This is a genomic window from Clostridium gelidum (assembly GCF_019977655.1).
In the GTDB taxonomy this organism is placed as follows: Bacteria; Bacillota; Clostridia; order Clostridiales; family Clostridiaceae; genus Clostridium; species Clostridium gelidum.
Genome location: NZ_AP024849.1, coordinates 664,551 through 689,572, shown reverse-complemented (window position 1 = coordinate 689,572; position 25,022 = coordinate 664,551). Strand labels below are relative to the sequence as shown.

Sequence of the window (25,022 nt, the reverse complement as noted above, 5' to 3'; positions counted from 1 at the left end):
ATTCATAGTGTATATAAATTTAATAGCTTACTTTTCACTATTATCCTATTCATATTGACCATTTAGCACAGATAAATACTCTTCTCCAAATAACTCTACATATTTTTCTACTACTTTATTAATAATTGATTTTCCATCTTCATCAAGTTTATTTTTTAATGTTTCACTCATTGAATATAGCAGATGTGCAGTGTGAAAGTTGAAATCTCTAGTACAGCTATTGCCTAATTCTGCTTTCTTATTAGCAAGTTTTATAACATCTTCTTCATTCATAGGATTTCCCCAATGAAATTCACAATGATCTGCTCCAGAGCTTAAATTACTAGTAGCTTTCATATGAAATTTTTCATTAAAACCATTGAAAACAGCTGAATCTATATTTATACAGTAATATTTTCCATAATCTAAAAGATTATACTTCTTCCATGCTGTACACCATTCGCATTTTGTAACATTACTAATATACTCAGGCTCCATTCTAATAATTCCGAACCCCATTTGACCTTTTTCTGGGACCCATTCACCATAAGCTTGGCTATTTACAAAATCTAAAGCATCTCCATTAGTAATCGCTCTTTCTGCCATTCTTTTTCCACGTTCATGTCCATAATTTTCGATACTAGTATATATAACATCCTTACCTTTTTCAGGAAGACTTTCTATAGTATATTTTGCAAAAAGTGCAAATAATATTGCGTGATTCTCAATTGTGCAATAAATATTATCTATATCTTTCATTTTCATACTTCACATCCTTAAAAAAATAATTTCTACTCATTCTTATTATTTATATCTTTTCTTAAATAATCTATATACTTTTATGTTCTTCCACAGCTTTCACTAAAATTTCCGAATTATCAATTAACATCTTTGCACCTTGAGCCATAGATTTTGCTACATATATCATGCTCTTATATCCAATTGATGAACCTGCTTGTGCTGTAAATGCCCAATGATGCAGAGGAGTTCCCTTACATGCCGTAGCTGTATTCAATGTAACCGTTGGTACAAGATGACTTACATTAGATACATCAGTTGAAACAAATATATCTGTCGCTTTATTTTTAAATTTATGTAATCCATCAAAGTATTTACCTTTGTTCTTTAGATTTGCAGCTTTACTAATTGATTCTGCAAATTGAATTTCCTCTTCTGTATAAGTTGGCACCAAAATATTACTCATTGCGTTATAAAATGTATCTAGTAATGTAAAATTCAACTTTGTTTCCATACAACTGGCCACTAATTCACTTTCATATCTTGTATCTGTCATTAGTGCTGCACCTTGTGCTATACGTTCTATACGAGCTGATACCTCATCAACATGTTCACGATTTTTACCACGAATAAAATATGAAGTTTGTGCAAAGTCTGGAACTATATTAGCTTTTTCACCACCATCTAAATAAACATAATGTATGCGAATATCATCTGTTACATGTTCTCGTAAATAATTTACGCCTACATTCATTAACTCTGCCGCATCAAGTGCACTCCTGCCTAAATGTGGACTTCCAGACGCATGAGATGTTGTTCCAAAAAATCTAAATTTCTTAGAATCCATAGCTTGATAAATATCTTCTCCGACACGGTTCACATCAGATGGATGCCATGTAATTGCTGCACTCAATCCATCAAAACACCCTTGTTCTGCCATTATAATTTTCCCATACATAATTTCTTCGGCTGGACATCCAAATAATTTTATTGTTGCCTTCTTACCAGTTGATTCCAATTCATTTTTAAGAGCCGCAGCAGCTGATGCAGCACCAACTCCAAGTAAGTTATGTCCACATCCATGTCCGCTGCCTTCTACCTCGCAGCGTTCTCCTACTGGTTTCTGTCCAAGCCCTGGTAGAGCATCATATTCTGCTAAAAAACCTAATATTGGCTCTCCTTCTCCCCATGTTGCAACAAAAGCTGTTTCTAATCCTCCAGCCTTCCACTCAATTGAAAATCCTTGTTGCTCCATAAATTTTGCTAAACATTCAGATGATTTCCTTTCTTCTAATGCTAATTCAGGATTTTCAAAAATAAATTTTGCTGTTTGCTTTATCTTATCATCATTTTTATAAAACCATTTTTCAATATTATCCATATTTCTCCGCTCCTTCCACATACTTTCTTAAATTGTATAACAAAGAAAAACTGCATTCAGCTATCACTTACATTAATGTGAATTATTAGCTAGGAATACAGCATCATTAATAATTTTAAATAGTATACGTAAACTCTGGTAATATTCTCTTTAAAAATTGTTTTGTTCTTTCTTCTTTTGGTCTTGTAAAGATTTCATTAGGCGCTCCTTCTTCCACTACAACTCCACCATCCATAAAAATAACTCTATTTGCTACATCTTGAGCAAAGGACATTTCATGAGTAACAACTAACATTGTTGTCCCTTCCTTTGCAATGTTTTTCATTACTGTTAAAACTTCACCAACTAATTCTGGGTCTAAAGCAGAGGTTGGTTCATCAAACAAAATAATGTCTGGATTTAAAGCAACTGCTCTTGCAATACCAACCCGTTGTTGTTGTCCACCAGATAATTGACTTGGATAAAAATCATATTTTTCTGACAAGCCTACCTTATCTAGTGCTTTTTTACCAATTTCATCTGCTTGCACTTTAGGAATCTTTCTACCAGTAATAAGCCCTAATGTTACATTTTCTAATGCTGTTTTATTATTAAAAAGGCTATAGTTTTGAAATACAAACGCTACTTTTTGTCTAATTTCATGAATTTGTTTCTTAGATACAGTTTTTAAATTCACATCAATCTCTCCAAAGCTGGCATGACCTTCATCTGGCTTTTCAAGAAAATTTATACATCTAAGTAATGTTGTTTTTCCGGAACCACTTGGTCCAAGAATTACTACAACATCACCCTTATCTATTTTTAAATCTACACCCTTTAATACCTCATTTTTACCATATGCTTTATGTATATTTTTTATTTCTAACATTTTATCCACCCCCTGCTTCAGTCTTTAGACACTTACACCTTTATAAGTTCTTAAACGATTCTCATATAACTTAAATCCATATTCTACTATGATGCATATAATTAAATATACAAGAAAGATATCAATATAAGCTTCAACGTAATTGTATCCTACGTTAGCAGCTACTTTTGCTCTTAACGTAATTTCTTTTAATGACATTGCATAACATAGAGATGTTCCTTTAATAAGATTAGTTGTTGCTGTACAAATATTTGGTAGTGCTACAACCAATGCTTGTGGAATAATAATTTTTGTATATGCTTGTACGTTTGTTAATCCAACCGACTGAGCTGCCTCTAATTGCCCTTTATTTACGGTTCCTAGAGCTGAACGAAACACTTCTGTAAGAATAGCTATAGTATTTAAGGAGAAGACAATGAATGCATACCAAATTGGATTTACATCATAAATATTAATTTTAATGTTTAATTTAGTAAATATCGTTGCTAAAATTAGTGGAACACTACTATATATAATGAAAATTTGAACAATCATTGGTGTTCCTCTTACGAAAGAAACATATACTTGAGCAAACCTATTAAAAAATTTAACCTCATTTATTCTTACTAATGCAAGTAAAAATCCTAATGGTATTGCAATTAGTAATGAAACAACAGTAATTAAAATTGCTGTAGGTGCTCCTGATAATGCTACAAAAAACGTATCAACTAAAAATTTATAATTTAACATTCTGTCACCTCCCCTTAAGTTACTTTTATAGTTTGTTTGCCTTTACTAAGGACTTTTTCTATCCTTAAGAAAAGTTGTTCAATAATAATTGAAACCACCCAGTAAATAATAGATAATGCAATATAAATCTCTAATGAATGAGCATTCATGTTAGCTGCAATAATAAGATTTGCTTTTCCCATAATATCAATTAAACCAATTGTATATGCTAAGGCTCCTTCTTTAATTAATGCAAGAAGAGAATTACCTATGTTAGGAAGTGCAACTACAAAAGCTTGCGGTAAAATAATTGTTATATAGGCTTGTACGTCACTTAACCCTACACTTATTGCTGCTTCAAATTGTCCTTTATCCACAGATTCATAAGCTGTTTTAATAACGTCACACATAGCTGCTGCAAACATAAGAGAAAAAGAAATAACAATAAATACTACTTTATCAACATCATCTAAATCAATCCCAAAATTTTTTGCTATAGCTGGAATACCATAATAAACTAAGAACAGGAGAACTATGGAAGGAGTACATCTCAATGCAGTAGTATAAATATCTGCAAATTTTTTAGCTATCTTGCCTTGTCTTATTTTTGCCACCGCTAAGATAAAACCTAACAGAGTTCCAAATAATACAGATAAACCTACAACCATAAATGTTACTTTTAAATATGGTAACAATTTAGGTATTGAGTCCGTTATGTATACCGAATTAAAATACTTATCCATAGTCTTCCCCCATCTCCATTCTTCTTAATAGATATTTTAAAGTATGCTTTATCTATTTACTTTATCTAATACTTCAAATAAGTCTCTTCCATAGAATTTTTTGCTAAGTTCATTTGTTTTCTTTTCTTCTTTAAGCTTTTTGATTGCTCCATCATAAGCATCTGCGAATTCTTGTTGTTTCTTATTGAATAATGGCCAAGTTTTAATTACTGCAAATTCATTATAAACAACATCATTTACTAAATTGTGATATTGACCATTATCTGCTTTTACCTGTTGGTCAAATTGACCTTCAAGTGTTATTCCACCCTTTACACGCCCTTCATTTACCCATTGAATTACATCAACTGTAAATGAATCACCAGCTTCTAATTTCACTTGGTTATTTGGATTTGCCTTATTGTACTCATCAATAACTGTATATTGCGCATTATTAGCAGCAATTGGTGCTAATGTAAACCCAGCCGAAGCAAAATCTGATAAAGTTTTAATATTTTGATTTTCCTTCTTTAATGCAAGACCTGTGCTACTTAGCCCAAGGAATTCTTTTGGAAAAACAAATTTTTCAGTTCTTTCTTTAGTCCAGAAAGCATTTTTAATACCTACATCATATTTTCCTTGTTCAACACCTACCAGTAAATCATCACTTGTAGTTGGAATATATTCAAATTCATATTGTGGAAGTAATTCATCAACTTGTTTCATAACTTCTACATCATATCCAGTTGCATTTCCATTTTCATCTGTATAAGAAATTGGTTTTAAAGTCTGATCATATGCTACTTTTACTTTTGCAACTTTTGCATCACTTTTTGCTGGTGCTGCATCAGTTGTTTTGCTTGCCCCACATCCTGTTAATAAAGTCGTCACTGCTAATCCTGCTACTAATAATTTTAAAAGTTTTTTGTTTTTCATTACTGTTATCCCCTTTTTTTATAATTTTTTTATTGCTTATAGCTTTTTATAATTTTCACGACATATTTTACTTATCTAAGCTTAACTCAAATGGTAACAACATCGTTCACTATTACAGTTAATTTTTCTATAATACATTTGTATTAAATTTAGGTTATGTATTAACATATTGCCACCACCTTTTCCCCATTTTACTTAACCAAGTATTTTTATATGTTTTGTTGGTCAGCTTTTTTTATAGTATAGTATTCTGATAGGAATTTGTCAACATTATTTTTCATTTTTTTGACATTTATTTTTCTAGAAATTTTATATCTGTTTGGAAACTCTTCCTGCATCTATAACAAATTGACTTCCAGTAATATATCTAGCTTTATCACTTGCTAAGAAAAGTACCATATTTACAACATCTGCAACTTCTACCCAGGGTGCTTCCAAAAGATTAACCTTATTTCTAGCTATTTCTTCTAACGTTGTTCCATCTTGCTCTGCCATATCTAGCTTCATTGTGGTATTTACTCCAGCCGGATGTATACTAACCACCCTTATATTATATGGTGCAAGTTCTATTGCTTGAGACTTGGTAAGCCCAACCATACCAAATTTAGATGCTGAATAGTGACTTAATTTTCCCATCCCTTCTAATCCTGCTATAGATGAATTATTTACTATTACACCACTTTTTTGCCTTATAAAATGAGGAATAATATACTTTGAAGTTAACCACGCACCTTTTAAATTAATATTCATAGTTGAATCCCATTCCTCTTCTGTAAGTTCATGTGATAATCCATATTTACAAATTCCTGCATTATTAAAAAGAATATCTATCTTTCCAAAAATTTTGATACCTTTATCTACTGCAAATTTAATATCATTTGAATTTGTTACATCTCCAGAAAATATTTCTATTTCGCCTCCTATTTCGTTAATTTCTTTTTTTAACTCCTCAAGTTTTTTTATGTCACCTCTATTAAATGCAATTGTATTAGCTCCTTCTTTCGCAAATGCTAACGCCGCACCTCTTCCTTGACCTTTAGCTGCTCCTGTTATAAAGACTGTTTTATTTTGAAAATCGTTCATAAAATTTGCTTCCTCCAATATTTATATAAATAAAAAGATGGTTTAGAAATATTTAACCATCTTTTTAATCATTATTTACTATTTATTTATTGCTCTTCTTACTACTTTTTCTTTTTTATTAAAACTTGGCAAGTTTCATCACCATTTGCAATAGTATTTCCTAATTCAAAAGTGAAATTATCAAATTTACTTATTATACCTCTATCTCCATCCATTGCTATATCACACAATTTTGAAATTTTAACTTCATTATTAGTTAACTTTTCCCATGCTGCTACAAGTGGACAGTAATGAAATTCTATATTTAATTCTTCATCTGTAGTTTTTACATCCATTTCAAATACCTTTTGAACTTGTTCTGTTGCAAATGCTGTTGCAAATTCTCTTATATCATCAGTTTTAGGGAACTTATTTTGTCCATGAAAGCAACCACATTGACGTATTGCATCTCTAGCAAATTCTGCATCTACCCCCTTTTTTTCAGCTTCATCAATTAAAAAGTAAAACCAAGTTGCTCTGTGTTCAAACGCTTGTCTTAGATCCTCTGTATGCTTCTCATTAATATTTGGTACATTTTTAATCATAATTTTCTTCTCTCCTTAATCCCTCTTTTTCTTTTTCCTACTACACCTATGTATTTTGTGTATTTTATTAGATTATACTCTCTTTTTATAATTTGTAAACTTATTTCTTCAAATTTCAACCAATATCTTATTATCTTCTACAAAAAAAGTCTTAAGAATAAACAATCTATTTATTCTTAAGACTTTTAAAAATTTAAAATCCACTATTCTATTTTAAAGAAAATATATTAATTATACTTCTGCCGACTCATCAATATCCTTCATAGTCAAAGATATTCTCTTTCTCTTTTCATCAACTTCTATTATAGCTACCTTTACTATATCTCCAACTTTAACTATATCTAAAGGATGCCTTACAAATCTGTTTGCCATTTGGCTCTTATGAACTAATCCATCTTGATGAACTCCAATATCTACAAATGCACCGAAGTCTGATACGTTTCTAACAGTTCCATCTAAAACCATTCCTGGCATTAAATCTTTGAGTTCAACTATTCCTGTCTTAAGTATTGGCTTTGGCATCCCCTCTCTAGGATCTCTACCTGGCTTTTTCAGTTCTTTAATTATATCTTTTAAAGTAAGTTCTCCAACTTCTAGAGTTTCGCTTAAAGCCTTTAATCCTTGTGCTTCTGCTCTTTCATCAATATCACCTAGTTTATTCTCTTTAAGATCTTGCTTTTTATATCCTAATAGTTCAATTAGCTTTTTAGCTACACTATAAGATTCAGGATGGACTGATGTATTATCTAAAGGATCTTTACCATCATCAACTCTTAAGAACCCTGCACATTGTTCATATGCCTTTTGCCCTAATCTCTTAACCTTTAATAACTCTTTTCTTGAAGAGAATTTTCCAACTTCTTCTCTATAATCAACAATATTTTTAGCTATAGCTGCATTTATTCCTGAAATATGTGTCAAAAGTGATGGTGTTGCTATATTTAAATCAACTCCAACAGTATTAACTGAATCCTCTACAACACCTGCTAAAGATTCTTCTAGCTTTTTAGGTGTTACATCATGTTGGTATTGTCCAACACCAATTGCTTTAGGATCTATTTTAACTAATTCAGCAAGTGGATCTTGTAACCTTCTACCTATTGAAATTGCTCCTCTTACTGTAACATCTAAATCTGGATATTCCTTAGTTGCAAGTTCTGATGCTGAGTAAACTGATGCTCCTGCTTCAGATACAATTACGTATGCTAATTCTCTACCAGTTTCATTTTTTATTTCAGTAATCATTTCAGCGATTACTTCTTCTGATTCTCTAGATGCAGTCCCATTACCAAGTGAAATAACATCAACATTATGTTTAGCAATAAGTGCTTTTAACGTTTTCTTTGTTCCTTCAATATCTCTTCTAGGAACTGTTGGATATACTGCAGTATTTTCTAAGAATTTTCCTGTTGCATCTAATATTGCAATCTTACAACCTGTTCTAAATCCAGGGTCATATCCCATTACAACTTTCCCTTTAATTGGTGCTTGCAAAAGCAATGCTTTTAGATTTTCTTTGAAAATATTAATAGCACCTTCCTCACCAATATCAGTTAATTCACTTCTAATTTCTCTTTCTATTGATGGATAAATTAATCTCTTTAATGAATCCTTTATTGCAAGTTTTAGTTTCTCATCTAAAACTGAATTTTTCTTTAATACTTGGTTCTCTAAATATTGCACTATCTTGTCTTCACTTACAGTAATTTTAACGCTCAATATTTTTTCCTTTTCACCTCTATTAATAGCTAATATTCTATGAGGTGGTATTTTATTTACTGCTTCTGAATACTCATAATACATTTCATATGGTGTTGATTCTTTAGAGTCTCCCTTGCTTTCTATGTTTCCTTCTCTCATAACAAAGTCTCTTATATATTTTCTATACTTAGCTTCATCTGAGATACTTTCACAGACTATATCTAAAGCTCCAGAAATAGCATCTTCACTACTTACTACACCCTTTTCTTCGCTTATATATTTAGATGCTTCTTCATTTAGATCACCATTAAATTTGCCTTCTAAAATCAATTCCGCAAGAGGCTTTAATCCTTTTTCAACAGCCATTGTTGCTCTTGTTCTTTTTTTAGTTTTATAAGGTCTATATATATCTTCAACTTCAGTTAAAGTTGTTGCTTTTTCTAAAGCATTTCCAATTTCCTCTGTAAACTTCTCTTGTTCTTGTATTATTCTTGTAACAGCTGCTTTTCTTTCTTCTAAATTTCTTAAATAAGTAAGTCTTTCAGATAATTTTCTTAAAACTTCATCTGAAAGTCCACCAGTAACTTCTTTTCTATATCTTGATATAAAAGGAACTGTATTTCCATCATCTAAGAGTTCAATAACACTTTGAACTTGACCTAATCTTATTTCTAACTCTTTCGCGATTCTTTCTTCAATTGAATTCATAATTGCCTCCTGCTTTATATTAAATTATTTTCAAATAATTCGACTAATAATATTTTACCACATAAATTAGTATTGCCATTACTATTCTTAGTAATGGCAATACTAATCTCATATACATATTAATATTATAAACTTATTTAAATTCAAATCAAGAATTTTTTACAATCCATAGTTATAATTAGTATCCCAATAATTATAGCTAATATTCCAACAGTCCTACTACCTTTGCTTACACCATCTTTATTAGTTTGCTTAGCAAGATTAATTTGACTTAGTCCGCCAATTACTTGAGTAAATCCTAAAAATAGCATCATAATATCTATATTTATATATTCAAAAAATGTTAGCACTGCTAGGCATAACGTTATTATACTGAAAATAATCGTTGTTATTGATAATGCCTTTTGATTTATTACCATAAAACTAACCTTCTTTCACTACTTTATATAAGAATCTTAGCTAGGCTGACGAATCATACAATATTGTTTAAAAGCCATCTTTTCATCCGCAAATTCTTTTACTATATTAAACCCAAAATGTTTATAAATATTTAGATTTGCTTTATTGTGTGTTTCAAGTAAAATAGGAATCTTTTTTTCATCACATTCTTTAATCAAAGGTGAAATTAACTTACGGAAGATACCTCTACCTCTAAATTCCTTATCAATAGCAATAGTCATTAAATGATAATATTCTTCTGAAATTTCATTGAACCATAGCGGATTATCAACTTCACCTAACATTTGGCTAGCACTTATTAGAGTCTGCATCTCCTGCTCCGTTAATATTTTTATCAATTCATTATTAATTTCAGTGACTATTTCTATAAATCTATTAAAATCAACATTTCTACTATTATAACCAAGTATTGCTCCCTTACAGTTATCAATAGTATACACTTCAGCCTTTCCTAAAAATTCTCTCACTTGACTTTCAACTATAGTTTTTAAGATAAGTTGCTTCCTCTCAAGATTTCTTAGCTGATATTTCATTTTAGGATCATCAGCAAAACCTTCTAATATTAATTTGCTTATTCCTTCTATATCTTCATATTTTGCAATTACCATAAAACCCCACTCCTTTTATCAAATATAATATGTAATTAATTAAATCTACTAATACTTTTCATTAATTCCTTAAAATCAAATGTGTTGTAAAAATATATTGCACTAACTCCTAAAAATAAAACTAATATACCATATATACATATGAACTTTATTTTACTCTGCTTGTCTAACTTGAAATAATAATCAGTTTTATATTTGATGGTAAATTTGTATGCTTGATAAATACCTCCTATTATAATAAAAAATAATAATATCTTGCTCTTTAAACGGTGTGCTGATATAAACAAATATAATAATAACGGAAATCCCATATAGCAAATTATAGGAGATATTGCTTCTGCTATATAACCACCATCAAGAGGATTTACAGGTATTAAATTTGCTAAATTTAGTATTATTGAGTTAAAACATAATGCCAAAAATGTATAATCTCCTGTAAAACAATACACCACATAGTAAATAAGTCCAAGTATCCCACCAAATAATGGACCTCCTATTGCAATAAGTGCATTTTCTTTACAACTTTCAGTATTCTCATGAACTATATATGCCCCAAAGGGAGTGAACCCTCCAAAATGGACTTTTAACTTCAGTAGTTTTGCTACAATATAATGACCTAATTCATGAACAATAAGAATGAATAAATAGCCTATTGCATAATACAGATTGAATGCAAATCCTAATATTAATATTGTTACAGAAACTATAAAAAAGTTAAGTAATATCTTACCAATGCTTGGGGTTTTCATTAATTCTATCTCTTCCTCCATATTCAACTTTCCGTCTTATCAATTTCAATATTTTTGACTTGTGCCACAGTTAACCCTATTTTTTCTGCTATTATTTCTATATCTAAAACGTCCATAAGCTTTTTTGCCATACTTATTTTTTCTTCCATCCTTCCTTGTTCTTTGTATTCATTTTCAATGTCCCTTTCTTTCTGCAATTCAATCTCTACATTTCTCCAATATGAAATTGCTTCTAAATCAGTACTCATGAGTTCAAGTCCCTTTTGTGTTATTTTAATTTCCATTTCTCTCATGATTCCAAATTTACCTTTGAACTCTAGCATCCCTAATTTCACAAGTTCTTGTACTCTCCAAAATATATAGTCATCAGAAATTCTTGTTTCACTATATCCTATTGCACTTCCTACAGTTCTCGCTGATTTTCTAAATTCTTTTGGTGTAAACTTTAATATATGTATATCAAAATAATCTTCCTTGACACTTTTCATCTTACCATCATTAAAAATACGAAGTAGTGAATCATCCTTTTTTAAGGAATTCCATTGATTTATAAAATCATTGTATTCCTTCAATTCAACTTTTCTTTTTATTTTAAGAAAATATTTTAGTTTTTCAGCGCTAACTTCTCCAACTGTCCTGTATATATAAACCCTACTATCAGATTCGTCAATCTTTTCAGATACATTAATACAATAAATATGTTCAACTTTATCTTTCAAAAATTCCATAGTATACAGCATCCCACACATATCGCTACCGGATTCTCCATACCATAAATAAATTAGATCTGAGTTTTTAATTTTTGAAATTTGTTTATAAAATTTTTTATAGCCTTCCTTTAGATACTCAGTATTTTCTAAATTAAGTATACCATCTTCTTTATCAATACCATCACACCACTCTATTCTTTTATCTACATTTATATCATTCCCTATTGTTCCTATAGAAATATCATCAGGAAATACAATAATTTTCTTTCCTTCAAATAACTTTTTCTTTTTAACTGCATGTTTTAAACTTCCACCTGCACTTTGTGAAAAACATATATGAATAACATTCCCCTTAATTTTCTCCATTTTAATCATCTCTCCTTAACAAATTGAAATTTATTCAGTATATTATTTTTAACAATACAATATAAATCACTTTAATTTTCTTTCTTTTTTAAAAACATCACATCACTAAAACAAATACCCAATGCTATTGCAAATGCTCTAGTCAATATTTTAAATAAGTCTATTTCTGATGACCTAAAATAGTAATTTAAAATATAATTCAAACCCGAAATTGCAATAAAACAAATAAGCAATTTAATTACTCTTCTTCTTATCTCTATCCACTTGAATTTTCTTGAATTATAAATAGTGATAAAAATAGTAAATAGAAGATATGCGAATAGAAAAATTACATATCCTACTACAAATCCAATAGCAACTTTACTATCTATATCTTTATAAACAATAAAGCATGTAATTATAGTAGCTACTATAATTAATAAATACATAACTTTTGCAAATGATAAAGGTGCATTTTAATACCTCTCTTCATTTGTATTCATAAGGCATAATCAAAAAATAGCAAGTCCATCTGACAGCCTATTTTCTTTCATATGCCTGATATTAACTTTGCTTGATTTCCATACTCTTACTTTTATTAAAACTTTCTCTTAAATAAACCTTATTTTCACAAATAAATTTAATAAAAAATATCATTCCTATATTAAATAATATTATCCCCGATACTGCATACAAAATCATATCGGTTGGATTTAAAGTAATAGCCTTCTTTTCAACTTTTCCAAATGGAATTGATACTATCATATAAAAGATATTGTTTACAAAATATATAAACATAGGTATAAGAATATTTTCATACTTAACATATAGTATACAATTTATTATTCCAAGTAATAAAAATCCTATAAATTCCGGACCTGATCCATTAGTAAATACTGCAAAAATTATGGAAGATACAATTATTCCAACATAGATATTAAACTTCTTTGAAAGTCTTTTAAAAAATACATGTCTAAATACTATTTCTTCTGTAAAAGGTGTTAAAATAACTAAAATTATAAAAACTATCCAATAATCAGTCTTCGAATTAATAATCAATGTGCTATCATTTATAAAACTATTTGCAAAACTTGGACTAATCAAATAAATTATATCAGTCATTATATTCTTTGCTCCTATATTTAAACATGCAAAAAATATAATAACTAAAATTATTTCTTTCATATCTAATTGGCTTTTAAAATCCCTATATAATGAATTTATCTTTCCTTTAGATGGCTTAATTATGCAGCAAAGTGCAATAGTACCAAATACTTCCATAATTAAACATAAAATATTTATATTAGTATTACTAATTTTTCCAGATGGATATATACCGATAATAATTGCTATTAAAATTAGAAACATAATTAAATACATACTAATGATATGCCTAATTTTAATTTCCTTAAAACCATTATCAAACTTCAAAAAAACAGCTCCTTTCTTGATTGATTTTCTGTAATTGTGCCTAAATATATAAGTTATATTTTCACTATCCTATTATACTTATTATAAATACCCCTTGTTAAATACAACTTACACTAACATTAAATTAACCTTAAAATTCTTATTCATAGTTATTACTATCTGTTTTTGATTTGATAATAGGTAACATGATTTCAAAGCTTGTCCCAGCTTCGCTATCTATAATTCTTATACCTCCATTGTGCTTGTTTAATATCTTCTTGGTAATAGATAATCCAAGTCCCGTGCCTCCAGTTTTAGAATTTCTTGATTTATCTAATCTTACAAACAGATTAAATATATTTTCTCTATTTTTTTCTGGAATACTTTCCCCATCATCTGATAGCACAATGCAAAAGTATCTTTCTTTAATTTCAGTTTTTACACCTATTTTACTTCCAGAAGGATTGTATTTAAGCTTATTATCTAAAATATTATTAATAGCTCTAGTTAATTTTTCTTCATCCATCATTACATAATAAGGCTCCTCTAATATATCAAAATCATATTCAAATTTATTATGCTCAAATTCAGGAATATAATTTGCAATTGTTTGCCGCATAAATTCTGATATATCAGTTCTTATTAAATTGAATTTATAATCAGAATTATCATATAAGGAAAATTCAAATAAATTATTCATAAGCTTATTTGCTCTGTATGAATTTTTATTAATTATATTCAAATACTCCATTTTTTCATTTTCATCTAGATCTCTGTTGTTAATTAAGATTTCACTATACCCTAGAATAGATGAGAGCGGATTTTTTAAGTCATGTGATATGTCTAATATTAAACCTTCTCTTATCTTTTCTAATTTTTCTTTTTCTCTTATTTCATTTCTTATAGTTTCTGCCATCATATTGAAACCATTTGCCAAATCTAAGAATTCATTTTTTGTATCAATTTTAATATTTACATCATAATTATTATTAGTTATTTCCATTACTCCATTTAATAATGTTTTTATAGGTTTTATAAAAAGCTTAGAAGTTGCTTTTGCAAAAACATATACAACTAAAAGAATTAAAAAAATATTAAACGAAATTAATATTTTTATTAATATATTATGTGAAATTATTTTTGTAACTATATTAGGTTTTGTAATTTCTGAGTATGGACATCCAAATACAATTATTGAATTTTCTTCTTCTAAATACTTACTATATAATGAATACTTAATATTATGTGATTCCATGGTTGAATTATTAAAGTTTTTCAACACGGAATATGCCATGAGATCGTCATTTAATAAAATTTCATTTTCTTTTGTTAATCCAGATAAGTATATATAACTTTTTAAATCTAGACTCTTATATTCATCTATAACATTTCCTCTAGAGTACGGCACTTCATTTTTATTATTGATTTTTATAATAAACCCATCTATGTCTAGTAAATCTTCGTCATTTATGCTTGTATAATCATCATTAAGTTTATTTTCTAACTCTATGAAATAAGAATTATATGTGCTTGGATTACATAGAAATTCATATCCAACAATAGAAAATATAATACCTACTATTAATATTATAGTAATAGCAATATATCCTAGAAAATACATGAAAAATAGTTCTGCTGTAACACTTCTTTTTATTTTCTTAGCCTTCATTTATATTAACCCTTTCAATTTTGTATCCTATACCTCTTATAGTTTTTATGTACACAGGATTTTTAGGGTCATCTTCTATTTTTTCTCTAATATGACTTAAATGAACCATTATATTATTAGAATCCCCAAAATAGGATTCCTCCCATACATCCTCATAAATTTGTTTTTTAGTAAATACTTTACCTAAATTAGATATTAATAATTTTACGATTTTAAATTCTTTTGGATTTAAATCAATCTTCTTCTTCCCCTTAAAAATTTCAAAAGTTTCAGTAAATAATTTTAATTCTCCGGTTGTATATACTATGTCTTTGTGCTCAGTATAGTTATAACATCGCCTGAGATTTGATGCTACTCTAGCTGATAATTCAATTGGACTTATAGGCTTTACCAAATAATCATCAGCTCCAAGTCCTAATGCTAAAACTTTGTCTGAATCATTTCCCATTGCAGTAATGCAAATAATAGGAATTGTTGATACAGCTCGTACCTTTTGTATTACTGAAATGCCGTCAACATTTGGCATCATTGTATCTAATAAAATTAAATCTATTTTTTCATTTTCAAATATTGTTAATGCTTCTCTTCCATCAGATGCTTCATAAACATCATAGTTTTCTTTTCTCATATGTAGTGAAATAAGATTTCTAATATCCTTCTCATCTTCTGCTATTAAAATATTCATAAAAAGTTATCCCCCTTAATTTTGTTCTCAATACATTTTATCATATATTCATGTAAACTTAGGAATTAATTTCATTCTAAGGTTTTTTGATGTAAATATGTAAAGTTCAAATGAAGATTTAACATAATCAAAATGGAATTTCACTTAATATTTAATATTGATAATTTACTAATCACTTATGAATTAGTAATTATCAACTATATATGTTGCAATAAAGTTTTCACATATCTCTTAACCCGCATTTTATAAGCAAATTCTAAAATTCTTAAGTTCTAAAATTCTTTAGAATATTAGAATTTTAGAATTCCTAATTGTAAAATCATTATTGAAACTTATATAGTACTTAAATTTTTATATTGCCGAAATAAAAATCTAACTGTATAATTATTATGTAAATATTTACCAAAGGGTGGTGGGTTTGTGATTAAAAACGTTAGTAAAATATGTTCTTTTTTATTATTATTTATACTTGCACTTCTTGCCTTAAATGAATTTAAAATAATGAATTATTCAGCTGAATTAAAAAAAATATTTTACTTTTTAACGCTCATTTTAATAATGTTCTCTTCTGTTACAACCTTATTAACAAATAAATCCGGGTTTTTTAAATTTGTTAGTGTAGTAATAATGTTAGCGCTAGTAGTTGGTGGAGTTATTTCAATTCTTAAGCCAGGAATAAATATATCTTTATATGTTTGTCTAATTCTTACTGTAGTATATTCCTTAGTTGACATGTTTTATAAGGTTGCTTAATTCAGCTCACAAATAACTTTTTAGGACAAGCATTAATGAAATACTTTCAAGACAATAACATCCAACTTCTTAATTTAGAATAAATACAATTAAAATTTATAGTTTTATTAAGGGATATTCAAAAAAATATTATTTGATGAGGTGTAATATGTTAAAAAATATTTTTATAAAAGAAAATATTAAATATACTCTAATCTTAACAATATTCATTACACTTATTTGGTCTTTATTATCAGGATTATTAATGGGCATATTTGGTTTTGTTAAAGAACCTGCTTCAAATTCATCAGATTCTTTAAAATCATTGTTATATTTATTTTTACTTTGTTTTTTTAATTCAATAATGGTAATTTGGTATACAAAGAGAAGTCATTATTCAGGGAAAAAATTATTTATTAATATTTTGATTCTTATTTGGGGAATATTTAGTTTTATGACACAAATTGAAACTTTATATTTTAATAAGGCAATTCAAATGCCAACTCTAATGATACTTATTACAGTTTTTACAAGTGCTATTATTGCAATTTTTAGCGGTATTTTTGCAATAAAAATCAAAAATAGGACAACAGATCGAGTAAAAAATGAATACACCTTAAATTTATTTTCCATAAATAAAAATATAGGGAAATTTATATTTTTATCTTTTCTATATGTAGTATTCTATTTTTTCTTTGGTTACTTTATTGCCTGGCAGTTTCCTGCACTAAGGCAGTTTTATTCAGGAAGCACAAACATACTTCCTTTTTGGACTCATATGCTAAATCAAGTTAACCAAGATGCTTTTTTAATTGTATTCCAAATCTTTAGAGGCTTCTTGTGGTCATTAATAGGATATATATTACTAAAAGGTTTGTCCGTTAAAAATGAAATTGAAAGATATATATTAATGGGGCTACTTTTAAGCGTACCCTTAGCAATACCTTTAGTCGTTCCAAATGATTTCATGCCCCCAGCTATAAGATTTGGGCATTTCTTTGAATTACTTATTGAGAATTTTCTTTTTGGAGTTATATTAACTTATGTATTTCCATCAAGTAAAAACTAAGTAAAAAAATTAAAGTCACAAATTCTGTAACGTTTTTCATTACAAATTTTGTGACTCCTAGTTACATATTCTATTACTATCTGTGTACTGTAAAACGGAATATTATTAACAAAAATATTAAAGACTTATACCTGAATTTCTGTGCCTCTAAGGTGGCCATATTATACAATTTATTTACCTCCAGTTTAATTTTAAATTTTATTGGTAAATGATCAGATATCATTTTTTATCTAAAAATAAAAATTATACTTTAGGATGCTCTCTTTATTTATTACTTTATATAGTATACTATTCAAAACTCAATTTCTATTATTGCTTCAAATAAGCATTTATAAACATATCTATTTCACCATCCATTACTGCTGTAACATTTGATGTTTCTACATTTGTCCTATGGTCTTTAACCATGCTATATGGATGGAATACATATGATCTTATTTGACTTCCCCAGCCCATGTCTTTTAACTCTCCAGCCAAATCTTCAATCTTTTCTTTATGTGCTCTTTCCTTTAATTCAACTAATTTGGACTTAAGCATTTCCATAGCTGTATCTTTATTCGAAAATTGGCTTCTTTCATTTTGGCATTGGACAACTACCCCTGTAGGAAGATGTGTAATTCTTACTGCTGAATCAGTTGTATTAACATGTTGTCCTCCAGCACCTCCTGATCTATAAGTATCTATTCTAAGATCATCAGGTTTTATATTAATATCTTGCTCTTTCGTAAGTTCCGGAAGTACTTCCATTGATGCAAAAGAAGTTTGTCTTTTGCCGTTAGAATTGTATGGTGAAATTCTAACCAATCTATGAATACCTTTTTCTGCCTTTAAATATCCATATGCATACTCTCCAGTAACCTTTAAAGTAACACTCTTAATTCCTGCTTCATCTCCTGGAATTAAATCTAAAGTCTCAACACTATAGCCTTGTTTTTCACACCATCTTGTGTACATTCTTAAAAGCATTTCAGTCCAATCATTAGCATCAGTACCTCCAACACCAACATGCAGCGTTAAAATGACGTTATTCTTATCATATTCTCCACATAAAAGTACCTTCATATTATAATCATCAATCTGAGCTTGTATTCCTCTTATTGTTTGTATTATTTCATCGGAAGATTCCTCGTCATCCTCTTCCATCATTTCTTTCAATACTTCAATATCCTCAATCTGAGATTGTAATTTATCAAACCCCTCAATTTTATCTTTTATAGCTTTACTCTTTTTCGTAACTTCTTCAGCTCTTTTTATGTCATCCCAAAAACCTGCTTCTTGCATTTGACATTCTAATTCATGAAGTTCTCGTTCTATTCCTCCTCTGTCAAAGTGAAGCCCCCATTTCTTCTATAGATTTCTTTATAATAGGAAGCTTTACTAATTCTTTTTCAAGCTCAATAATCATCCATTTTTCACCTCTTTCTAATAATTAACTAATAATAATCAATTTTCAATGATTAATTATCAATTGATTTACTATTAATAATTGATAATTTCAAAAAACTACTTTGCAAAAATTCCGTAGAAAATCTCAATCAAAATTGTCACTTATAATAGTAAGCAACTATTTTTAAAAAATCTCTACGGAATTTATTATATCATATACATTCTTTTAAAAAACTCTATAGAGTTTTTCACCTTAACTGTTCACTGTTAATTAATAACTATTAACTGAACTAAGCTTCTCTTCCACAGCAATTCTTAAATTTCAGCCCGCTACCACATGGACATAAGTCATTTCTTCCATGCTTATCAAGATTTCTAACTGGTCCTACACTTGGACCTCCTGGCCCTGGATTTGCTCCAGGTCCTGCTGATGGACTTGAAGTATCAACATGAACCGCTTCTGTTTCTTGTGCAACTCTCACTCTTTCTGGTGCTCTTTCTATTCTAACATGGAATAATAGTTTAATTGTCTCTTCTTTGATTGTTTCAATCATTTCATTAAACATTTCACTACCTTCCATTTGGTATGCTTGAACTGGATCAATTTGCTTAAATGACTGAAGATGAATACCTTGTTTTAAATGATCCATATTATCTATGTGTGTCATCCATTTAGTATCAACAGCTTTTAAAAGAACAACTCTTTCAATTTCTCTTAATCTTTCTGAAGTAAATTCTTCTTCCTTTTGCTCATAGAATTTACATGCACTTTCATAAAGACTTTCAGTTATTTCTTCATTTGAAAGATTTTCAAGACTAGGTAAATCAACTGAATTTGGTGGTATACATATGTCTTGTAAGTATACCATTAAATTTAAGAATTCTTCTCTATATTCTTCAGTTTCACCTGTAATATGAGTATTAACAGAATCTGCTATAATTTCTTTTAACATTGCTAATACTTCTTCTTTTACATCTTCCCCTTCAAGAACTTCTGATCTTTGCTTGTAAATAACTCCTCTTTGTATATTCATTACATCATCATAGCCTAATAATTGTTTTCTTATATCAAAGTTATTACCTTCAACCTTCTTTTGAGCATTTTCTATAGCTTTTGAAACCATCTTACTTTCAATTGCTTCTTCTTCTTGAAGTCCTAATTTCTCAACAACTCCTTGAATCTTTTCTGATCCAAATATTCTCATCAAATCATCTTCTAGTGAAATAAAGAATGTTGATTCACCCGGATCTCCTTGTCTACCAGAACGTCCTCTTAATTGGTTATCTATTCTTCTTGATTCATGTCTTTCAGTACCTATTATCTTAAGACCACCAACTTCAATTACACCTTCACCAAGCTTAATATCAGTACCTCTACCTGCCATATTAGTAGCTATAGTAACCATTCCAAACTCACCAGCATGACTTATTATTTCAGCTTCTTGTTCATGGAACTTAGCATTTAATACTTGATGTGGTACTCCTTTTTTCTTAAGCATACTTGAAAGAAGTTCTGACTTTTCAACACTTACTGTACCAACTAATACTGGTTGACCCTTTTGATGTATATTTTCTATTTCTGATACAACAGCCTTAAACTTTCCAATTTCAGAACTAAAAACTAAATCTGGGTTGTCTATTCTAGCTACTGGTCTGTGTGTTGGAATAACAATAACATCTAATCCATAAATTTCTCTAAATTCATTTTCTTCTGTTAATGCTGTACCAGTCATACCTGCTAATTTTTCAAACATTCTGAAGTAATTTTGGAATGTAATAGTTGCAAGTGTTTTAGATTCTCTTGCAATCTTAACATTTTCTTTTGCTTCTATTGCTTGGTGAAGACCATCTGAATATCTTCTACCTTCCATAAGTCTTCCTGTAAATTCATCAACAATTATTACTTCTCCATCTTTAACCATGTAATCTTTATCTCTTCTCATGGCAAAGTTTGCTTTTAACGCTTGAGTTAAGTAATGTTGTAATTCTATATTTTCAGCATCAGCATAGTTTTCTATTTTAAATGTTACTTCTGCTTTTCTAACACCCTCATCAGTTAACATTACTGCATTAGCTTTTTCATCTTTTGTAAAATCTTTTTCTGCAACTAATTTCTTTGCAAAATAATCTGCAACTTTATAAAATTCAGTAGACTTTTCTCCTTGACCTGAAATTATAAGTGGAGTTCTAGCTTCATCAATTAAAATCGAGTCAACTTCATCAACTATAGCAAAGTTTAGTCCTCTTTGAACTCTTTCTTCTTTGTAAACAACCATGTTATCTCTTAAGTAGTCAAACCCAAATTCATTATTAGTTCCATAAGTAATATCAGCTGCATAAGCTTCTCTTCTTTGGTCATTATTTAGGTCGTGAATTATTACTCCTGTAGTCAATCCTAAGAAACCATATAATTCACCCATTTCTTCTGATTGTGTTTTAGCAAGATAATCATTTACAGTTACAATATGAACCCCATTTTCAGTTAATCCATTTAAGTAAGCTGGCAGAGTTGCAACAAGAGTCTTACCTTCACCTGTTTTCATTTCCGAAATTCTACCTTGGTGAAGTATCATTCCACCCATAAGTTGTTCATCAAAATGTCTCTTCTCAAATACTCTTACTGATCCTTCTCTTACAACAGCAAATGCTTCTGGTAAAATATCTTCTAATGTCTCTCCATTATTTAATCTTTCTCTGAATTCAGAAGTTTTTGCTTTCAACTCTTCATCTGATAGTTTTTGCAACCCTTCTTCTAAATCATTTATTTTTTGTATTGTAGGATTAAGTCTTTTTACTTCTCTTTCACTATATGTTCCAAATACGGCATTTAATAGTCCCATAATGTCATCCTTTCGAAATTCTATATTTCTTATTAATTTCTAATACATCGTTTTGATTTATAATTTGTTTCATAAATCACGTATTTTATAATTATATCATTTTAACTATGCATTTTTCAATAAAACTCATGATTTTTGTATTAAATCCTATATAAAACATCTAAATTTAACTATTTATTAATATATTAATCATAAATTATTAATAATACTTGCCAATTTTAAGCTAAAACATACTATAATCTTGCTTTTAGTTTAAAATAATATTTTTTAGTTGAGTATATTAAAAAAAATAACTGTCCAAATATGCAAGTTAAACATGCATATTGGACAGTTGTTTTTAACTTATTATATAAATTCAGGTTCTAACAAACCATAATCTCCATCTTTTCTTTTATAAATTACATTTACTTTATCACTATCTGCGTCTTGATATACAAAGAAATTATGTCCTAATAAATCCATTTGAAGAATTGCTTCTTCAGAATTCATTGGTTTAACTCCAAATTTCTTTACTCTAACTAGTTTGCCTTCATCTTCTTTTTCTAATTTAAGGTCTATATTATTTATTTCACCAAATCTTAATGATCCACCATGTTTTCTTGATAATCTGGTTTTTTGCTTTCTAATTTGTCTTTCTAACTTATCTCCAACTAAATCTAATGACTTATACATATCTGAAGTTGCTTCTTCACCTCTTAATATAACTCCATTAAATGGAATAGTAACTTCAATTATTTGTCTATTTTTTTGTACAGTCAATGTAGCTTTTGCTTCTACCTTTGATTCAAAATACTTTTCCAATTTACTTATCTTTTTTTGCACTATTTCCTTTAGTGCATCTGTTAATTCCATATTTTTTGCTATAACTGTTACTTTCATTAATGCCAGCCCCTCTCTACATGAAAAAGTTTTTTAATTTTATATGTTTAAGTTAATATTATTCTATCACTTTATTACAACTTTAACAAGATAATTATCAGTAAATTCTGATAATTATCGCAAAAAAATATCTAATCCTTGCAATTGCGGATTAGATAAACTTCAAACTATTATTTTTATATGTTTCTAATAGCTTATATAAACAGTAAAGCTAGTTGACCTGGTTTTTGACCCCACACTCGCCTGCTGGAGCTTTTGCTAATAGAAATTAACCCTCACTACTAACCCTCTCAGTACTATCTACTGGCAGGACTTACTTCTATACCGCACCATGCTCCTTAGACATTTTGTCTAAATTACGTGGATCGTTTCGCCTGCGACTGGCTTCGACTTTCAACCACAAACCTAGCTTTACATTAATATTATATATGACTTTTCGCTAAGGTCAAGAGTTTTATGTCTTTTACTTCAAATTTTTTTAATAATTTATATGCTTCATGAATTGTTGCACCTGTAGTTGTTACATCATCTATCAATATAATTTTGTATTTTTTTACTTTAATTCCTTTTTTTATAGAGAATGCATCTTTTATATTTTCATACCTTTCATCTCTTTTTAATTTCTTTTGTTCCTTAGTTTCTTTTTGTTTAACCAATACGTCTAAAACTTCAATTGATAAATCTCTAGATATCTTTTTTGCAATATATTCGCACTGATTAAAGCCCCTGTTTTTTTTCGATTTTTTTGATAACGGTATATATGTTATTATGTATTCTTCATACCTAATATTTTTACTTATATACTCTTCTAAAAATCCCGCTAATATATCTCCTGCTGTAAAATTATTTTTATATTTAAATTTTAGTATTAAATCTTTTAATACTCCGCCATAGTATCCGTAACTTATTACTTCATCTTGATATACTTCATTTATAACTTTAATACTTTTTCTGCAAGTATTACATAGTCCAAAACAATCATCGTCTTTACAAATAATACAATAATTTTCTCTTGGATATAATACTTCAATTAGCCCTTCCCATAACGTACTTATAATTCTCTTAATCGTTTTTCCCATACTCTTTTATTGAAATCTCTTGCCATATTTTTTGCCTTATCCATATCTTCTGATATATAATTTGATACTAAAAGTACTTCTGGTAAGCTTGCGTTTATATTTCTTATTTGACCACATACATATAAAATCTTTTTGTAATTATATCTTTCATTATCAGAAAACATTATTATGCTATCATCGATATAGCAATATTCAAGTAACTCCTCTATTTTATTAGTTATTATAAATATTGCCTTATCTTTATATTTCGATACTCTTTCGCATCTTTTTATTTCATCACTTTTTGAAACTTTTATTATTTTAACTTCTGAAAGCTTTAACTTGTTAGTAAAATAATCATAAACTATATTAAGTTTTTCTTTATTAGGTACATAGATTGCTACTTTATGATTATTTTCTTTGAACCATTTGAGATAATCATAAAGAGTGTATGGAATATCTATATTTAAATCTATTCTAGTTGTTAATATCCTAGGCTCTACAAATGGTTTTTTATAGTTGTATGCTGCAAGTTCAAACTTTTCACCAACTAATGCCATTTTTTCTATGCTATATAATAAAACTCTTTCTCCTAAATTGGCACAAATCTCTAATCCATCTCTTACATTTACACTACTTGAATTTGAAAAATATGTTATATCATCAAAAATAACCAAATCATATTGCCCCTCAATTTTTGTTAAATTATCGTGATGTGTGAATACCAAATTAGTAGTTGAAAATCCTTTTTCAATATGTGAGTAAGTTATATTCAAATTAATTTCTCTTATTATATTAATTAATTCTCTGTTCTCTGCATCTTTTCCCCAAACATATAGTACTTTCCCATTATTTTGAGCGACATTGCTTATTATATTAGAAAAAATACAAGGTGTATTAAATGGAACTGTAATTATTGTTAAAAATTTAATATTTTTTTTATACCAATAATCTATTTTATCATATGCATACTTTAATTCCTCTTGAGTTACTTTGCATACATCCACCATACTCT

At 28.6% G+C, this 25,022-nt stretch carries 24 protein-coding genes; 2 read left to right on the top strand and 22 right to left on the bottom strand.

Features of this window, described 5'->3' with window-relative positions:
- Positions 1 to 45: 45 nt before the first annotated feature.
- From psyc5s11_RS03310 to psyc5s11_RS03230, 17 genes are all read right to left on the bottom strand, one after another.
- Entirely contained in the window at positions 46 to 744 is a 699-nt protein-coding gene (locus tag psyc5s11_RS03310; RefSeq protein ID WP_224036217.1) for an L-2-amino-thiazoline-4-carboxylic acid hydrolase, read from the bottom strand.
- A gap of 64 nt (positions 745 to 808) precedes the next feature.
- Positions 809 to 2,098, bottom strand: a complete 1,290-nt coding sequence (locus psyc5s11_RS03305) for an amidohydrolase (protein ID WP_224036216.1) — start codon at positions 2,096 to 2,098, stop codon at positions 809 to 811.
- A gap of 115 nt (positions 2,099 to 2,213) precedes the next feature.
- Positions 2,214 to 2,966 carry an amino acid ABC transporter ATP-binding protein gene (locus tag psyc5s11_RS03300; protein WP_224036215.1) on the bottom strand — a complete coding sequence of 251 codons (753 nt, stop codon included), beginning with the start codon at positions 2,964 to 2,966 and terminating at the stop codon, positions 2,214 to 2,216.
- Positions 2,967 to 2,990: 24 nt separating this feature from the next.
- Entirely contained in the window at positions 2,991 to 3,695 is a 705-nt protein-coding gene (locus tag psyc5s11_RS03295) for an amino acid ABC transporter permease (protein ID WP_224036214.1), read from the bottom strand.
- A 14-nt stretch (positions 3,696 to 3,709) separates the two neighbouring features.
- Positions 3,710 to 4,417: an amino acid ABC transporter permease gene (locus psyc5s11_RS03290; protein ID WP_224036213.1), complete on the bottom strand. Its 708-nt coding sequence runs from the start codon at positions 4,415 to 4,417 to the stop codon at positions 3,710 to 3,712.
- A gap of 48 nt (positions 4,418 to 4,465) precedes the next feature.
- Positions 4,466 to 5,332, bottom strand: a complete 867-nt coding sequence (locus psyc5s11_RS03285) for a transporter substrate-binding domain-containing protein (RefSeq protein ID WP_224036212.1) — start codon at positions 5,330 to 5,332, stop codon at positions 4,466 to 4,468.
- A 309-nt stretch (positions 5,333 to 5,641) separates the two neighbouring features.
- Positions 5,642 to 6,415: an SDR family NAD(P)-dependent oxidoreductase gene (locus psyc5s11_RS03280; RefSeq protein WP_224036211.1), complete on the bottom strand. Its 774-nt coding sequence runs from the start codon at positions 6,413 to 6,415 to the stop codon at positions 5,642 to 5,644.
- Positions 6,416 to 6,516: 101 nt separating this feature from the next.
- On the bottom strand, positions 6,517 to 6,999 hold the full coding sequence (locus psyc5s11_RS03275) for an L-2-amino-thiazoline-4-carboxylic acid hydrolase (RefSeq protein WP_224036210.1): 483 nt from the start codon (positions 6,997 to 6,999) through the stop codon (positions 6,517 to 6,519).
- A gap of 231 nt (positions 7,000 to 7,230) precedes the next feature.
- Positions 7,231 to 9,408 carry a Tex family protein gene (locus tag psyc5s11_RS03270; protein ID WP_224036209.1) on the bottom strand — a complete coding sequence of 726 codons (2,178 nt, stop codon included), beginning with the start codon at positions 9,406 to 9,408 and terminating at the stop codon, positions 7,231 to 7,233.
- A gap of 143 nt (positions 9,409 to 9,551) precedes the next feature.
- Positions 9,552 to 9,827, bottom strand: coding sequence for a hypothetical protein (locus psyc5s11_RS03265; protein WP_224036208.1), 276 nt, complete (start codon positions 9,825 to 9,827; stop codon positions 9,552 to 9,554).
- Between the two features lie 36 nt (positions 9,828 to 9,863).
- Positions 9,864 to 10,475 carry a GNAT family N-acetyltransferase gene (locus tag psyc5s11_RS03260; RefSeq protein WP_224036207.1) on the bottom strand — a complete coding sequence of 204 codons (612 nt, stop codon included), beginning with the start codon at positions 10,473 to 10,475 and terminating at the stop codon, positions 9,864 to 9,866.
- 35 nt (positions 10,476 to 10,510) lie between these two features.
- Positions 10,511 to 11,245: a site-2 protease family protein gene (locus psyc5s11_RS03255; RefSeq protein WP_224036206.1), complete on the bottom strand. Its 735-nt coding sequence runs from the start codon at positions 11,243 to 11,245 to the stop codon at positions 10,511 to 10,513.
- Between the two features lie 2 nt (positions 11,246 to 11,247).
- On the bottom strand, positions 11,248 to 12,300 hold the full coding sequence (locus psyc5s11_RS03250; protein WP_224036205.1) for a DUF3658 domain-containing protein: 1,053 nt from the start codon (positions 12,298 to 12,300) through the stop codon (positions 11,248 to 11,250).
- Between the two features lie 71 nt (positions 12,301 to 12,371).
- Positions 12,372 to 12,728, bottom strand: a complete 357-nt coding sequence (locus psyc5s11_RS03245) for a hypothetical protein (protein WP_224036204.1) — start codon at positions 12,726 to 12,728, stop codon at positions 12,372 to 12,374.
- Positions 12,729 to 12,843: 115 nt separating this feature from the next.
- Positions 12,844 to 13,710, bottom strand: coding sequence for a CPBP family intramembrane glutamic endopeptidase (locus psyc5s11_RS03240; RefSeq protein ID WP_224036203.1), 867 nt, complete (start codon positions 13,708 to 13,710; stop codon positions 12,844 to 12,846).
- Between the two features lie 139 nt (positions 13,711 to 13,849).
- A complete protein-coding gene (locus psyc5s11_RS03235; protein ID WP_224036202.1) occupies positions 13,850 to 15,358 on the bottom strand; it encodes a sensor histidine kinase in 1,509 nt (502 codons plus the stop codon).
- On the bottom strand, positions 15,348 to 16,043 hold the full coding sequence (locus psyc5s11_RS03230; protein ID WP_224036201.1) for a response regulator transcription factor: 696 nt from the start codon (positions 16,041 to 16,043) through the stop codon (positions 15,348 to 15,350). The genes psyc5s11_RS03235 and psyc5s11_RS03230 overlap by 11 nt, the downstream gene beginning before the upstream one ends.
- Before the next feature lie 420 nt (positions 16,044 to 16,463).
- Here psyc5s11_RS03230 and psyc5s11_RS03225 point away from each other — a divergent pair, with 420 nt between their 5' ends.
- Together psyc5s11_RS03225 and psyc5s11_RS03220 are read left to right on the top strand one after the other, a co-directional pair.
- Positions 16,464 to 16,796, top strand: coding sequence for a hypothetical protein (locus tag psyc5s11_RS03225; protein ID WP_224036200.1), 333 nt, complete (start codon positions 16,464 to 16,466; stop codon positions 16,794 to 16,796).
- Between the two features lie 148 nt (positions 16,797 to 16,944).
- On the top strand, positions 16,945 to 17,844 hold the full coding sequence (locus tag psyc5s11_RS03220; protein WP_224036199.1) for a hypothetical protein: 900 nt from the start codon (positions 16,945 to 16,947) through the stop codon (positions 17,842 to 17,844).
- Between the two features lie 309 nt (positions 17,845 to 18,153).
- Here the strand turns inward: psyc5s11_RS03220 and prfB are convergent.
- The 5 genes from prfB to psyc5s11_RS03195 all read right to left on the bottom strand — a co-directional run bounded on the left by prfB (position 18,154) and on the right by psyc5s11_RS03195 (position 25,017).
- Positions 18,154 to 19,249, bottom strand: a protein-coding gene (gene prfB, locus psyc5s11_RS03215) for a peptide chain release factor 2 (protein ID WP_224036198.1) whose coding sequence is annotated in 2 segments (ribosomal slippage) — positions 18,154 to 19,170 and positions 19,172 to 19,249 — 1,095 coding nt in all. Because the reading frame shifts where the segments join, the coding sequence is not laid out codon by codon here.
- Between the two features lie 271 nt (positions 19,250 to 19,520).
- Positions 19,521 to 22,070, bottom strand: a complete 2,550-nt coding sequence (secA, locus tag psyc5s11_RS03210; RefSeq protein ID WP_224036197.1) for a preprotein translocase subunit SecA — start codon at positions 22,068 to 22,070, stop codon at positions 19,521 to 19,523.
- A gap of 345 nt (positions 22,071 to 22,415) precedes the next feature.
- Positions 22,416 to 22,949: a ribosome hibernation-promoting factor, HPF/YfiA family gene (hpf, locus tag psyc5s11_RS03205; protein WP_224036196.1), complete on the bottom strand. Its 534-nt coding sequence runs from the start codon at positions 22,947 to 22,949 to the stop codon at positions 22,416 to 22,418.
- Positions 22,950 to 23,371: 422 nt separating this feature from the next.
- Positions 23,372 to 24,028, bottom strand: coding sequence for a ComF family protein (locus psyc5s11_RS03200; protein ID WP_224036195.1), 657 nt, complete (start codon positions 24,026 to 24,028; stop codon positions 23,372 to 23,374).
- A complete protein-coding gene (locus psyc5s11_RS03195; protein WP_224036194.1) occupies positions 24,001 to 25,017 on the bottom strand; it encodes a hypothetical protein in 1,017 nt (338 codons plus the stop codon). The genes psyc5s11_RS03200 and psyc5s11_RS03195 overlap by 28 nt, the downstream gene beginning before the upstream one ends.
- Between the last annotated feature and the right edge of the window lie 5 nt (positions 25,018 to 25,022).